The sequence below is a fragment of the Vibrio sp. 378 genome, assembly GCF_033339435.1.
In genome coordinates this window covers 249522-263222 of sequence record NZ_JAWOUO010000006.1, presented here as the reverse complement: position 1 = coordinate 263222, position 13701 = coordinate 249522, and the positions used below count along the sequence as shown (strand labels likewise).

At 45.6% G+C, this 13701-nt stretch carries 11 protein-coding genes and 1 riboswitch; of the genes, 9 read left to right on the top strand and 2 right to left on the bottom strand.

The genetic code is table 11. The features are described 5' to 3' along the window. Window positions 1-96: 96 nt before the first annotated feature. The 5 genes from R7Q48_RS13590 to dapD all read left to right on the top strand — a co-directional run bounded on the left by R7Q48_RS13590 (window position 97) and on the right by dapD (window position 4870). The gene (locus tag R7Q48_RS13590) at window positions 97-1023 is read left to right on the top strand and encodes a LysR substrate-binding domain-containing protein (RefSeq protein WP_025768221.1); all 927 of its coding nucleotides are present in this window, start codon (window positions 97-99) and stop codon (window positions 1021-1023) included. Window positions 1024-1151: 128 nt separating this feature from the next. Beyond that, the gene (locus tag R7Q48_RS13585) at window positions 1152-1451 is read left to right on the top strand and encodes a YebG family protein (protein ID WP_005380208.1); all 300 of its coding nucleotides are present in this window, start codon (window positions 1152-1154) and stop codon (window positions 1449-1451) included. 156 nt (window positions 1452-1607) lie between these two features. Then, window positions 1608-1683: riboswitch (Fluoride riboswitch) on the top strand. Window positions 1684-1815: 132 nt separating this feature from the next. After that, the gene (locus R7Q48_RS13580; protein WP_005450903.1) at window positions 1816-2508 is read left to right on the top strand and encodes an iron-sulfur cluster assembly scaffold protein; all 693 of its coding nucleotides are present in this window, start codon (window positions 1816-1818) and stop codon (window positions 2506-2508) included. Between the two features lie 23 nt (window positions 2509-2531). Further along, window positions 2532-3515, top strand: a complete 984-nt coding sequence (locus tag R7Q48_RS13575; RefSeq protein ID WP_064368735.1) for a GGGtGRT protein — start codon at window positions 2532-2534, stop codon at window positions 3513-3515. Window positions 3516-3838: 323 nt separating this feature from the next. Next, on the top strand, window positions 3839-4870 hold the full coding sequence (gene dapD / locus R7Q48_RS13570) for a 2,3,4,5-tetrahydropyridine-2,6-dicarboxylate N-succinyltransferase (protein WP_025768219.1): 1032 nt from the start codon (window positions 3839-3841) through the stop codon (window positions 4868-4870). A gap of 70 nt (window positions 4871-4940) precedes the next feature. On the opposite strand, the gene glpQ is transcribed toward dapD, so the two are convergent. Both glpQ and glpT read right to left on the bottom strand, forming a co-directional pair. Further along, on the bottom strand, window positions 4941-5996 hold the full coding sequence (gene glpQ, locus R7Q48_RS13565) for a glycerophosphodiester phosphodiesterase (protein ID WP_005380201.1): 1056 nt from the start codon (window positions 5994-5996) through the stop codon (window positions 4941-4943). Window positions 5997-6052: 56 nt separating this feature from the next. Further along, on the bottom strand, window positions 6053-7417 hold the full coding sequence (gene glpT, locus R7Q48_RS13560; protein ID WP_005380199.1) for a glycerol-3-phosphate transporter: 1365 nt from the start codon (window positions 7415-7417) through the stop codon (window positions 6053-6055). An 897-nt stretch (window positions 7418-8314) separates the two neighbouring features. Here glpT and R7Q48_RS13555 point away from each other — a divergent pair. The 4 genes from R7Q48_RS13555 to glpD all read left to right on the top strand — a co-directional run bounded on the left by R7Q48_RS13555 (window position 8315) and on the right by glpD (window position 13434). Next, window positions 8315-9169, top strand: coding sequence for an MIP/aquaporin family protein (locus tag R7Q48_RS13555; RefSeq protein WP_005380195.1), 855 nt, complete (start codon window positions 8315-8317; stop codon window positions 9167-9169). A 59-nt stretch (window positions 9170-9228) separates the two neighbouring features. Continuing rightward, window positions 9229-10746, top strand: coding sequence for a glycerol kinase GlpK (gene glpK, locus R7Q48_RS13550; RefSeq protein ID WP_005380193.1), 1518 nt, complete (start codon window positions 9229-9231; stop codon window positions 10744-10746). Window positions 10747-10905: 159 nt separating this feature from the next. After that, entirely contained in the window at window positions 10906-11697 is a 792-nt protein-coding gene (locus R7Q48_RS13545; protein WP_005380192.1) for a DeoR/GlpR family transcriptional regulator, read from the top strand. A 177-nt stretch (window positions 11698-11874) separates the two neighbouring features. Then, window positions 11875-13434 (top strand): glycerol-3-phosphate dehydrogenase, encoded by a 1560-nt coding sequence (gene glpD / locus R7Q48_RS13540; RefSeq protein ID WP_017636005.1) that lies wholly within the window; start codon window positions 11875-11877, stop codon window positions 13432-13434. Window positions 13435-13701 lie beyond the last annotated feature (267 nt).

Below are 13701 nucleotides of genomic sequence, written 5' to 3'. Positions count from 1 at the left end.
AGACTCACTCTTGATGGGACGTATAATACGCTTGCACTTCGTTCCGATATATCTAATTATTTAAAACAAACGTTCAGAATTACTTAACGGTGGGGTATGGCAAGTCACATTTCTCTTAAACAACTGAAAGTGTTTACGACGATCACGCAGCACAAAACGCTCACAGCAGCTTCTGATAGTCTCTTTTTATCGAAAGCCGCAGTGAGCATGGCACTCTCAGAATTAGAAAAACAGATCGGCCATCACTTGTTTGATCGTGTTAATAACCGACTGATTTTGAACCAAGAAGGTCAAAAACTGCTACCACTGGCGGATGAGTTACTCAACCGAGCCAAAGACATCGAGAGCATTTTCGATGGTGACCAAGCGCTATCGGGCCAACTTCGCATTGGTGCCAGCGACACCATTGGCAACCAAGTCGCGCCCTATTTGCTTAGCGAATTTCGTCAGCAAACGAACCATCGTTCTCAAAGCCTGTTCATTTCTAACTCCGCACAAATCTGCGACATGCTGACCGATTACGAGTTAGACATAGCCCTCATTGAGGGCAAAACACTTCACCCTGAATTGCAGTCTACCCAGTTTAGCGAAGATGAAATGTGCGTGATTTGCGCGCCCGATTACCCAGCCGCGCACGAAGGGCCAGTAAACTTAACCGAGCTAGAAAACAGTGAATGGATATTGCGAGAGGCAGGATCTGGTTCACGCGAATTTTTTATGCGCGTTGTCGCGCCGCGCTTGGAACATTGGCATGAAGCTTTTCAGCTCAATACCACCGAAGCGCTGATCAACTCAGTATCGGCAGGGTTAGGCTTAGGTTGCTTGTCACGTTTGTCTGCAGAACCTGCTATTCGTGACGGCCGCGTAAAACTGCTCGACATGCCTTTAGATATGAAACGTCGCTTCTGGTTACTGGTTCATAAAGAGAAATATCAAAGCCCATTGCTCAAAACGTTTATCGAATTTTGCCAAGATTGGGAGCGACCAACAAACCTTCCTTTGGCGGACAAATCCGCAAAGTGAAACCAAGATAGTTTAAATGCTAGTCAGTTAGTTGTACGTGTCTCTCATTCTGAGGCTTGTCGCTAGACTTGATTGGTCAAAAACTGTATAAAAAGCCAGTATCAATACACCAAATTAGGGGACCAACCATGGCTGTAATCGTCAAGTACGTGGTAGAACGCAATGGAGAAGAGAAAATGACTTTTACCTCTAAAGCGGAAGCTGACGCATACGACAAAATGCTGGATATGGCAGACGAGTTATTCTCACTGCTGGGTAAAAGTGAACTTCTAGAAGACGAAGGTAAGCAAGAAGATCTTGCAATGTTCCTTGCGCAAAACAAAGAAGAAGTGCTTTACGCTCTGGGTGCAAAACGTAAACCTGCACCAAAAAAAGCAAAGAAGCTTGAAGCTGTTGAAGAAGATAGCGAGCAAGAAGACGCTGCATAAGCCTCTCATTTGTTTAGAAAAAACGTCGCATTATGCGGCGTTTTTTTATTCCTTCCGTTTATCTCCATATATCTCTGAGAATATAAAGAACCGATTTAATATCCCAAATTGCTCTAAATTTCATGTTGCAGATTAGTGTGACTTAGATCTAGTCTAAATGGGTTCGGTGATGGGGTACCACCGGAATCGAAAGATTCGAACCGCTGTTAAAGCTAATGACTCCTACAGAAACGAAAACAGGTCAGCCCTGTTGGAAGTGCTTTCGCTTATGTTGTGAAAGCAAGAGTTCTGTAGTGAGCAATTCAACTCTTCTCCAACCCCGCTCCTGTTTTCTCAAAAAATAAAAATACACTGGGAAAACACTATGCAATACTCACACGAAATCCAATCAATGTGCCCGATTCAACGCGGCGATCTTCATGCATCTGCACCGATCCCTGTTGAAGGCGCAATGATCAATCCAAAAGACGTTATCGCGATTTCTGGTCTTAGCCACGGCGTTGGCGCTTGTGCTCCTCAACAAGGTGCAGCAAAACTGACTCTTAACGTCAAAAACGGCATCATCGAAGAAGCTTTGATCGAAACGATCGGCTGTTCAGGCATGACTCAATCAGCCGCGATGGCCGCAGAAATCCTAACTGGCAAAACCATTCTTGAAGCACTGAATACCGACTTGGTATGTGATGCTATTAACGTCGCGATGCGCGAAATCTTCCTTCAATTTGTTTACGGTCGTACTCAATCTGCTTTCTCTGAAGGCGGCTTGGAAATTGGTGCGGCACTGGAAGACCTTGGTCAAACTCAACGTAGCCAAGTGGGTACTAGTTACTCAACTAAAGCAAAAGGCGTGCGTTACATGGAGTTGGCTGAAGGCTACGTAACAAAACTCGCGCTAGACGAAAACAAAGAAGTGATTGGTTACCAATATCTCAACCTAGGCAAGATGATGAAAGCCATCAACGAAGGCGTATCTGCAGCAGAAGCAGCAGAAAAAGCAACGGGCACTTACGGTCGTTTTGACGAAGCCGTAACGACCATTAACCCACGCCAACAATAATTGCCACCAAGAGGAAAGAGATTATGAACACTCCAATTACTGAATCTGTACGTCGCACATTAGACGAAATGCAACTTTCTTCTCTGGAAGCGGCTTACCAATGCTGTATGGATCGTGGTATCGACCCTAAAGCACTAGTGATGGACACTCAACCTATCGCGTTTGAAAGCGCGGCAGATGCCTACACACTGGGCACCGCTTTGGCGATTTTCCGCGGAGCAAAAACAGCAGAAGAAGCAGCAAACATCATCGGTGAAGGTCTTCAGGCGTGCACTAAACCCGGCAGCGTGGCAGAGCAACGCCAAGTGGGTATCGGTCACGGTGCATTGGCGGCTCGTCTATTGAATGAAGAAAGCGGCTGTTTCGCTTTCCTTGCCGGTCACGAGTCATTCGCAGCGGCAGAAGGCGCAATCAAAATCGCACTAAACGTGAACAAATCACGCAAAAATCCGTTGAAAGTGATCCTGAATGGTTTAGGTAAAGACGCCGCTTACCTAATCTCACGCATCAATGGTTTCACTTACGTACGCACTCAATACAACTACCAAACTGGTGAGTTAGTGGAAGTAGAACGTCGCCGTTTCTCCCAAGGTCCACGTGGTGAGATCCTTTGCTACGGTGCAGACGATGTACGTGAAGGCGTGGCTATCATGCATAAAGAACAAGTGGATGTGAGCATCACTGGTAACTCAACCAACCCGACTCGCTTCCAACACCCAGTAGCAGGCATCTACAAAGCAGAACGTAACCATGAAGGCATGCCTTACTTCTCTGTGGCATCAGGCGGTGGTACTGGTCGTACTCTACACCCAGATAACGTGGCGGCGGGTCCTGCCTCTTACGGTATGACAGATACCATGGGTCGCATGCACGCTGATGCTCAGTTCGCGGGTAGCTCTTCTGTACCAGCGCACGTTGCAATGATGGGCTTCATCGGCATGGGTAACAACCCAATGGTAGGGGCAACGGTTGCACTTGCAGTAGAGGTCGGCGAGCTAAGCCTCTAAGTCGATTTATCGCTTTACTATCCAAAGCCAGTAAATCCAATAAACCCAGTGTAGGGGGAGTGACTTCGGTCCTCCCCTTATTTTTTGCTGCGCCCCTTTTCCAACTTCACTTTGTCTTTACCCCAAATCGGTCTGAGAAGGCTTTTGCGACACATTTCTCATCAGACAAACATATCTCTAAAAAGACAAAAGGTATCCATCTACAGACTTTATCTATTTCCCCTCTTTAAACTCCCTAGCACTCTCATTATGATGACTGACAACTTAATTATTTCTTGTCAGTGAACAGACGAGACACAAGACTCAACACATGGAGATCAACTATGGCTTTCTTCTCTCTAGCCTTTGGTACGGCAACTAAAAATCGCGACGGCAAAATCATCGAAGCGTTTTTCCCAAACCCAGTTCTTAACCCAAGCGAAGCGCTTGTTAACGCACTAGCAGCAGTAGCAGGTTACGAGCAAGGCAACCAAGCTATCGAGATCTCTGCAGCACAAAGCGCAGAACTGGCAGCAGCATTTGAAGCAAACGGCGATGCTGCAAACGCATCTTTCGCAGCAAAAGCAGCAGAATCAGCACAACCACTTGTACTGGTTATCCTTGCAACTGACGAGCAGCCACAAAGCGTTGCTGAAGGCTTCCTAAAACTTCAACTTATCTCTAACCGCCTAGTTCAACCGCACGGCACGGTACTAGACGGCATCTTCGGTCTACTACACAACATCGCATGGACTAACGAAGGTCCAATCGATCTACCTGAACTAGCAGAGCGTCAAATCGAAGCTCGCCTAGCGGGTCGTGCACTAAGCGTAGATTGCGTAGACAAGTTCCCTAAAATGGTGGACTACGTGGTACCAACTGGCGTTCGTATCGCTGACACTTCTCGCGTACGTCTTGGCGCACACGTTGGCGAAGGCACAACGGTAATGCACGAAGGCTTCATCAACTTCAACGCAGGTACAACTGGCGTGAGCATGGTTGAAGGTCGTATCTCTGCTGGCGTAGTGGTTGGTAACGGCTCTGACATCGGCGGCGGCGCATCTATCATGGGTACGCTATCTGGCGGCGGTAAAGTTGTAGTTTCTATCGGTGAAAACTCTCTACTAGGCGCGAACGCAGGTCTTGGCTTCCCAATGGGTGACCGTTGTACTATCGAATCAGGTCTGTACGTAACTGCTGGTTCTAAAGTACGCATGCTAGATTCTGACGGTCAAGAAGTCGAAGTGGTGAAAGCACGCGATCTTGCTGGTGTTTCTGACCTACTGTTCCGTCGTAACTCTGTAACAGGTCAAATTGAGTGTCTTGCAAACAAGAGCGCGGTTGAACTGAACAGCGAACTGCATAAAAACAACTAATAAATAGTTAAGAAAAATCCCCCAGCAGGAAACTGTTGGGGGATTTTTTAGCTTAAGTCAAAATGCGTGATTACTGATTTAAAAAGCTGACCGCTTTATCTGGGAAATCAGTAAACAAACCATCCACTTTTACTTGGTTGTAGTACACATCCATCATGCCTTCAAAGCTGTCAGTGTACGCTGGAATGCGTCCTGGATCGGCGCGGAACGTGTATGGATGCACTTGCAAGCCAGCGTCTTTTGCAGCCTTCATCAACGGCTTGATGATGATATTGTCTTTGGTTGACTTATCATCCACCAGCATCGGCTTCCAAGGTCCAATTCCTTCCGCGTAACTCGCTACTTTCTTCATTCCGTCGGCTTCGAACATCCAGTCATAACTGTATGGTGTTGCCTTGTCGCCTTTGTACACCATAGTTTCGTTCCAGTCCGTGTAAGCCATAAGCTGAACGAGTTTTAAGTCCATGTCCATTGCAGGCATGAGTTCACTGTTGATGCGTTGAAGTTCATTCGCATCAAAACACTGAAGGTAGACTTTGTCGTCTTGAGAGCCGTAACCGTACTGCTTCAAGACTTTAAGTACTGCTTTAGAAATGTCCTTACCTTCATGACGATGGAACCAAGGCGCTTTAATTTCTGGGTAAATACCGATGTCATAACCCAGCGTTTTGTTTAAGCCTTGGATCAGCTCAATCTCTTCAGCAAACGTCGGCACGGTGAAATCAGATTTCCACATAGGGAATCGGGTTGGATAGCCCGCTACTTTGTTGCCTTTCTCATCGATGTTGAACCCTTCGGTAACTCGCAAGGATTTGATTTCCGCCAGAGTGAAATCAATCGCGTAATAACGACCATCTTTACGTGCACGATCAGGAAAACGCTCCGCAACATCCGTTACGCGATCGAGATAATGGTCATGCAACACGACCAACTGGTCGTCTTTCGTCATTACCACATCTTGCTCTATGTAGTCAGGTTTCATTGCGTAAGCAAGTGCTTTGGCTTCTAGCGTGTGCTCAGGCAAGTAGCCCGATGCACCACGGTGCGCAATGACAAGCGGCTTCGCAATCGCACCAGCAGAAAGGCTAAGTGCTAAAAAAGTAAGACATACTGACTTTGTTTTCATTGTTATTTCCTTGATAAAGCGAAGAGGCAGTATTCCACTGCCTCTTTAAATAAATATTACGCTAGCGCTTCCTTCTCGCGCTCTTTTTGCTCGTGGTGCGCACGCTCACCTAAGAAGGCGTACATCAAACACACGATAGAAGTAATACAAGAACCCACTAAGATGATAAAGCCACCATCCCAGCCAAAGTGGTCTACGGTGTAGCCCAAAATCGCGTTTGCGGCAACTGCCCCACCCAGGTATCCAAACAAACCAGTAAGACCAGCGGCAGTACCTGCGGCTTTCTTCGGAGCGAGTTCAAGTGCGTACAAACCGATCAGCATAACCGGACCATAGATTAGGAAGCCAATTGCAATAAGCGCCATCATATCTACTGTTGGGTTGCCCGCAGGGTTAAACCAATAAACCATCACTGCAACTGTCACTAACACCATAAATAAGATACCAGCAGGTGCACGACGACCTTTGAACAATTTGTCAGAGATCCAACCACACAATAGTGTTCCGGGAATGCCAGCCCATTCGTATAAGAAATAAGCCCATGACGATTTATCTACCGAGAAATCCTTCGCTTCTTTTAGGTAAACAGGTGCCCAGTCCAGTACGCCGTAACGAATTAGGTAAACAAATGCGTTTGCAATTGCAATCGACCAAAGAAGTTTGTTGTTGAAGACGTATTTGAAGAAGATTTCCTTCGCTGTCATTTCTTGTTCATGGGACTTGTCATAGTCATCTGGGTAATCGTCTTTGTATTCTTCAATAGGAGGCAGACCACAAGACTGAGGGGTATCGCGAACCGTCATCCAAACAAACACAGCAACCAACGTGGCGAAAAATGCAGGAACATAAAATGCAGTGCGCCAATCATCGTTAAATGCCCATAGGCCAAGAATAAATAGTGGACCAATCAAACCGCCACCCACGTTGTGCGCCACGTTCCAAACCGAAACGATCTCACCACGCTCTTTACGTGACCACCAGTGCACCATGGTTCGGCCACAAGCAGGCCACCCCATCCCTTGGAACCAACCGTTCAAGAAAAGCAAAATGAACATCGCAGTGACGCTACCAGTCGCCCATGGCATAAAGCCAAAGCAAAACATCACTAATGCAGACATCAATAGGCCGCCACTAAGGAAATAGCGAGGGTTGGAGCGGTCTGAAACGCTGCCCATTAGAAACTTAGAGAGACCATATGCAATGGAAACAGCTGCCAAGGCGACACCTAAGTCTCCGCGGCTAAAGCCTTGCTCGATAAGATAAGGCATCGCCAAACTGAAGTTTTTACGAACTAGATAGTAACCGGCGTAGCCAACAAAGATACCGATAAAGAGTTGCCAACGGAGGCGAGAGTAGGTGCTATCGATGCTGCCAGGGGACAGACGATCAATGTGCGCCTTAGGTTTGAATATTCCAAACATAGGAACCTCATTATTTTGTATGCGATGGTAAAAACACAAAAGGAGCGAACGAAACAAAATAAATCTTCGTTCGAAAGTTCATGAATTGTATGGAGTTAGGATTTTATTTCTGTGACAAATGTTGCACATGGATTAAATATAAGTAAATACAGTAAATTATATGAGCATTAATTAGATCATCGTTCAACTTTACTCAAGATTCGTTAATATGAAACTGATATTCAAACCTCTCACTTGAGCATTCCAATTCGAAACCTTTGAAACAAAGGCTCGAATTAGAACATAAACTAACCGTAAAAAGGGCGATTTACGCCTGCCCTACTCGCTCCGAACCAACTAATAACTAAAAAGCTGAAAAACGATCACGTTTAGCATCAAACGAAATAAAAAAAACAATTTTTATTTGAATACAAGCCGAAGCAATGATTCACAAACACAAGACATTAACAGCGTTTATTCTCTTCTCAACTCATCCTATTGGTATCAATGGGATGACGATTTTTTCTAAAAGTCCAAACATGACAGCGTATTTTTTTATATCACTGCTAGCCCTTGATACATTTGACATTCTCCTACTCCTTTAGGGTTAACTGCTACACAAGTTCTGTGTAATAAATCTCCAAGCACGTAGCAGCTTCACAAAACTCCTCTTACCAGTTGTGCATTCTTTTTCACATCGGTAATTTGAGCGCTCTCAACACTGACCTCGTGACAAATAAATTATTTTCGTTGTGTTCTTTTCCGGTTAAAAGATGCGCCATTTAACAAAAACGAAGACTTTGATTAACAAATTTATGCTCAAACGCTCATTTTTAACGCTCGTTTGTTTTCGCAAACGTTTATATATGCACAATAGTATCGTGCTAGACAGGCAAAAATGATCAAAGGACTTTTAACATGACAACGAACAAACACCCCTCTCTGCTCGGAGAATGTTTGGCCGAGTTTATCGGTACAGGACTACTTATTTTCTTCGGCGTAGGCTGTGTTGCAGCCTTAGTTCTAACAGGCGCATCATTTGGACAATGGGAAATCAGTATTGTATGGGGCTTCGGTGTCGCCATCGCTATTTACTGTACGGCTGGCGTCTCTGGTGCACACATCAACCCTGCCGTTACCATCGCACTTGCTATGTTCCATGGTTTTGATAAGGCGAAAGTGGTGCCATACATTATCGCTCAAATGCTTGGGGCATTCTGTTCTGCTGCATTGGTATACAGCTTATACAGCAACCTTTTCACCGACTACGAAATCGCTCATAACTTCGTTCGCAGCAGCCAAGATGCACTAGCAACTGCTGGTATCTTCTCGACTTATCCGCATGCCTCTCTCTCTTTCTTTGGTGCTTTTGCTGTGGAATTCGTTATCACTGCTGTACTGATGTTTGCGATTCTGGCTCTGGGCGATGAAAATAACGGCGCGGCACGTGGCGCAATGAACCCTCTATTGATCGGTATTTTGATTGCCGTCATCGGTGGTTCACTTGGCCCACTAACAGGCTTTGCTATGAACCCTGCTCGTGACTTTGGACCGAAGCTGTTCGCTTACTTCGCAGGTTGGGATTACGCTCTGACAGGTGCTAAAGACATTCCTTACTTTATCGTGCCTTTACTTGCTCCGATTGCAGGTGCGTGTTTTGGTGGTTGGTTGTATCCAAAAGCGATTGCAGCTTACCTTCCACAACAAGGCCACGGTTGTACGATTCCAAACCAATGTGAGACGGAAGAAGAAACAGAAGAAGCTAGAGCTTAAAACTGACGTAACTCGAACATTTACTAAAATATAAATAACGAAACAAAAGGATTCTTACCATGACTGAGCAAAAATACATTGTTGCCCTAGACCAAGGTACAACAAGCTCTCGCGCTGTGATTCTTGATCATGATGCGAACATCGTAAGCGTCGCGCAACGCGAATTTACTCAGATTTATCCAGAAGCTGGTTGGGTTGAACATGATCCAATGGAGATCTGGGCAACACAAAGCTCTACCTTAGTAGAAGCTCTAGCTAAGTCTGGCATCCGTAGCGACCAATTAGCGGCTATCGGTATTACTAACCAGCGTGAAACGACCATCGTCTGGAACAAAGAAACCGGTAAACCCGTTTACAATGCGATCGTATGGCAATGTCGCCGTACTGCTGATATCTGTGAAGATTTAAAAGCACGCGGTCTCGAAAACTATGTACGTGACAACACTGGTTTGGTGCTTGACCCTTACTTCTCCGGTACCAAAGTTAAATGGATTCTGGACAATGTTGAAGGCGCACGAGAAGACGCAGAAGCAGGTAAGCTGTTGTTTGGTACTGTCGATACTTGGTTAGTTTGGAAGATGACTCAAGGTCGCGTTCACGTAACCGACTACACTAACGCATCGCGTACCATGCTGTTTAACATCAACGATCTATGTTGGGATCAAAAAATGTTAGATGAGCTTGGCATCCCAGCATCTATGATGCCAGAAGTGAAGCGCTCATCGGAAATTTACGGTAAAACCAACATCGGTGGTAAAGGCGGTACTCGTATTCCTATTTCTGGAATCGCAGGTGACCAACAAGCGGCGCTTTACGGCCAAATGTGTGTTGAAGCGGGTCAAGCGAAAAACACTTACGGTACGGGTTGTTTCTTGCTAATGAATACGGGCCAAGAAAAAGTCACTTCGACACATGGTCTTCTAACAACTTTGGCTTGTGGTCCTGCAGGCGAACCAGCTTATGCACTTGAAGGTGCCGTATTCATGGGAGGAGCTTCAATCCAATGGCTACGCGATGAATTGAAAATCCTAAACGGTGCAGAAGACTCTGAATACTTCGCGACAAAAGTGGATACATCAAACGGCGTTTATGTCGTGCCTGCATTTACTGGTTTAGGCGCACCATACTGGGATGCCTACGCACGTGGCACGATTGTCGGCCTTACTCGCGGTGTGAATTCAAACCATATCATCCGTGCAACATTGGAAGGCATCGCTTATCAAACTCGTGACGTACTGGATGCGATGCAAGCTGACTCAGGTATTAAGCTTGCGAACCTTCGCGTCGATGGTGGTGCAGTAGCGAACAACTTCCTAATGCAATTCCAATCCGATGTATTGAACACAGAAGTACACCGCCCTCAAGTAACTGAGGTTACCGCTCTTGGTGCAGCCTACCTTGCCGGCCTTGCAGTTGGTTACTGGGATAGCATTGATGAGTTGCAGAATAAAGCGGTACTTGATCGCACCTTTGAGCCACACGATGATGAAGAAAAACGCAATCGTCGTTACAAGGGTTGGAAACGTGCAGTGAAATGTGCACAAACCTGGTCTGAACTTCACGACGAAGAAGATTAATCTCATCTCCATAAGAAAAAAAGAGCGCCATTTGTGCGCTCTTTTTGCGCTTTATCCCCGATTCCTGAACTCGCTTACTTCTCACAACGAGCAAATTCGAGCACAATAGAGCTTCGAATTTGAAGCATTGGCCGTTACCAATGCACAAGGGAGTGGTAAGTGAAGCAAATACCTCGACACCAGCAGATTGTTGAGCTGGTGAAAAAACAAGGCTATGTCAGCACGGATGAGTTAGTAGAAAGATTCAATGTCAGCCCACAAACCATCCGACGCGATCTCAATGAACTCGCCGATGACAACAAAATTCGTCGTTATCACGGTGGAGCCACTATTCCTCTCAGTTCTGAAAACACATCTTACAACACGCGTAAAGCGCTCAACTTCAATGAAAAAGATGTCATTGCAGACGAGGTAGTCAAACACATTCCAGATGGTGCCACACTATTCATCGATATCGGCACCACACCAGAAGCAGTTGCGCGAGCGCTCAATAAAAACCATAAACAGTTGCGTGTTGTCACCAACAACATCAATGTTGCGACCATTCTTTTCCCTAACCCTGAAATCAAAGTCATCTTAGCGGGTGGAGAAGTCCGCAGCAGAGACGGCGGTATTGTTGGCGAGGCTACCCTCGATTTCGTTAAACAGTTCCGTCTCGACTTTGGTATTCTCGGCATTAGCGGTATCGACTTCGATGGCTCGCTATTAGACTTTGATTACCACGAAGTCCGGGTAAAACAAGCGATCATTGACAATAGCCGTAGTGTATTTCTTGCCGTAGACCACACCAAGTTCGGGCGCAATGCTATGGTGAAACTAGGCAATATTGCACAGCTCAACATGATCTTTACCAATAAGCAGCCACCAGAAGAAATCTTGTCAATTTTGAAGGAAGCTTCTATCCCACTAGAAGTGGTTGAAGCTAACGAATCAAACTCCGAAAACGAGTAACGTCAATCGTATAATTCCCCCCTCAAATGACCTCTGCCTTAATTAGACAGAGGTTTTTTTGTGTCTAAATCACACAAAACGCTCACAAACGAAAATAATAGATGATCACAAACGAAACCTGAGCTAGGATTACATTATGTTCTAAAATGCTCGTTCGCTCACCAAGAGGTCAAATTTATGAGTATACAAAATAATGCTTCCACTACTAGCTCATCCACTACCTTAGACTTGATCGTAATCGGTGGCGGCATTAACGGAGCTGGTATTGCGGCAGACGCAGCTGGCCGAGGTTTGAGTGTTGGCTTATATGAAGCAAATGACTTCGCATCTGCGACTTCTTCAGCAAGTTCTAAACTGATACACGGCGGTTTACGCTACCTTGAACACTACGAGTTTCGTTTAGTTTCGGAAGCGCTCGCAGAGCGTGAGGTTATTCTTCGTAAAGCACCACACGTCGCACTACCAATGCGTTTCCGTTTACCGCATCGCCCATTCCTACGCCCAGCTTGGATGATTCGTTGTGGCCTTTTCCTTTACGATAACTTGGGTAAACGTACGACGCTGCAAGGCAGTAAAACCGTCAACCTTGCGAAATCTGGCTTGCTAAAACCAGAAATGAAAACGGGTTTCGAATACTCTGACTGTTGGGTTGATGATGCACGTTTAGTATTACTGAACGTTCTTGCGGCTCGCGAAAACCATGCTGAAGTACGTAACTACTGCCGCGTGGAAAAAGCACACCGTGAAGGTGGTATCTGGCACGTTACTATTCACGATGTGATGACAGACCAACGTTTCGAACGTAAAGCGAAAGCGTTAGTCAATGCTGCGGGGCCTTGGGTAAAACAGTTCTTTGATGATGGATTAGAGCAAGCCTCTCCTCGTAACATTCGCTTAATCAAAGGCTCGCACATCGTTGTTCCTCGTATCCACAACGAACCGCAAGCCTACATCCTTCAAAACAAAGACAATCGCATCGTATTTATGATTCCTTACTTAGATAAGTTCTCAATCATTGGTACAACAGATGTGGAATACAAAGGTGACCCACGTGAAGTGTCGATCTCAGATGACGAAGTCGATTACCTCATTGATATCGTAAACCAACACTTTGTCCACCAGTTGACTCGCGAAGATGTAGTTTGGACATACAGCGGTGTTCGTCCTTTATGTGACGATGAATCTGACTCTCCGCAAGCAATCACACGAGACTACACGCTAGAGCTCGATGCGGAATACGACCATGCACCTCTGCTTTCTGTTTTTGGTGGTAAGTTAACGACCTACCGTAAGTTAGGTGAAGCAGCAATGAAGAAACTTGCTCCGTTCCTACCTGAAATGGGTAAAGACTGGACGGCCAACCAAACCCTTCCTGGTGGTAACTTCAGCTGTAGTCGTGAACAATTAGCGAAACAAATTCACGCTAAATACACTTGGGCGCCAGAAGCATTGATTCTTCGTTATGTCACACAGTTTGGTACCCAAACCTGGAACTTAATGGAAGGCACAACAAGTGAAGCTGACTTAGGACAAACGTTCTCGGCACAAGCAGGTGGTGTTTACCAACGTGAGATCGATTACTTAATGAACCATGAAATGGCAATGACCGATGAAGACATTTTATGGCGCCGTACTAAGCTTGGTCTTTACATGAACGAGGAAGAAAAACAGGCCTTAACGGACTATTTAAAGAAAAAGCTACAACAGAAAGTGGTTAATCTTTCTCAAGTTGGCTAACAGCTCCCCTCCCTCCCTCCCCCACAATAAAGCCTGCTTAGTTGCAGGCTTTTTGTTTTGTTGTTTAAGCACAACACCTTGGTGCGCTCCACTCGATTGCAAATAAGAACAACTATTCATAGACATTTGGCGTTAAATACAATCATACTCATTTGAAAAATAATGCATCAATGACTTCAGAGTACCGTACTTAGAGTATTGCCTCTGTATGGCAATGCAATTCTCGCGAAAGAAGTATCTTGAGGTTATTTTGGTATCGGCTCAAAC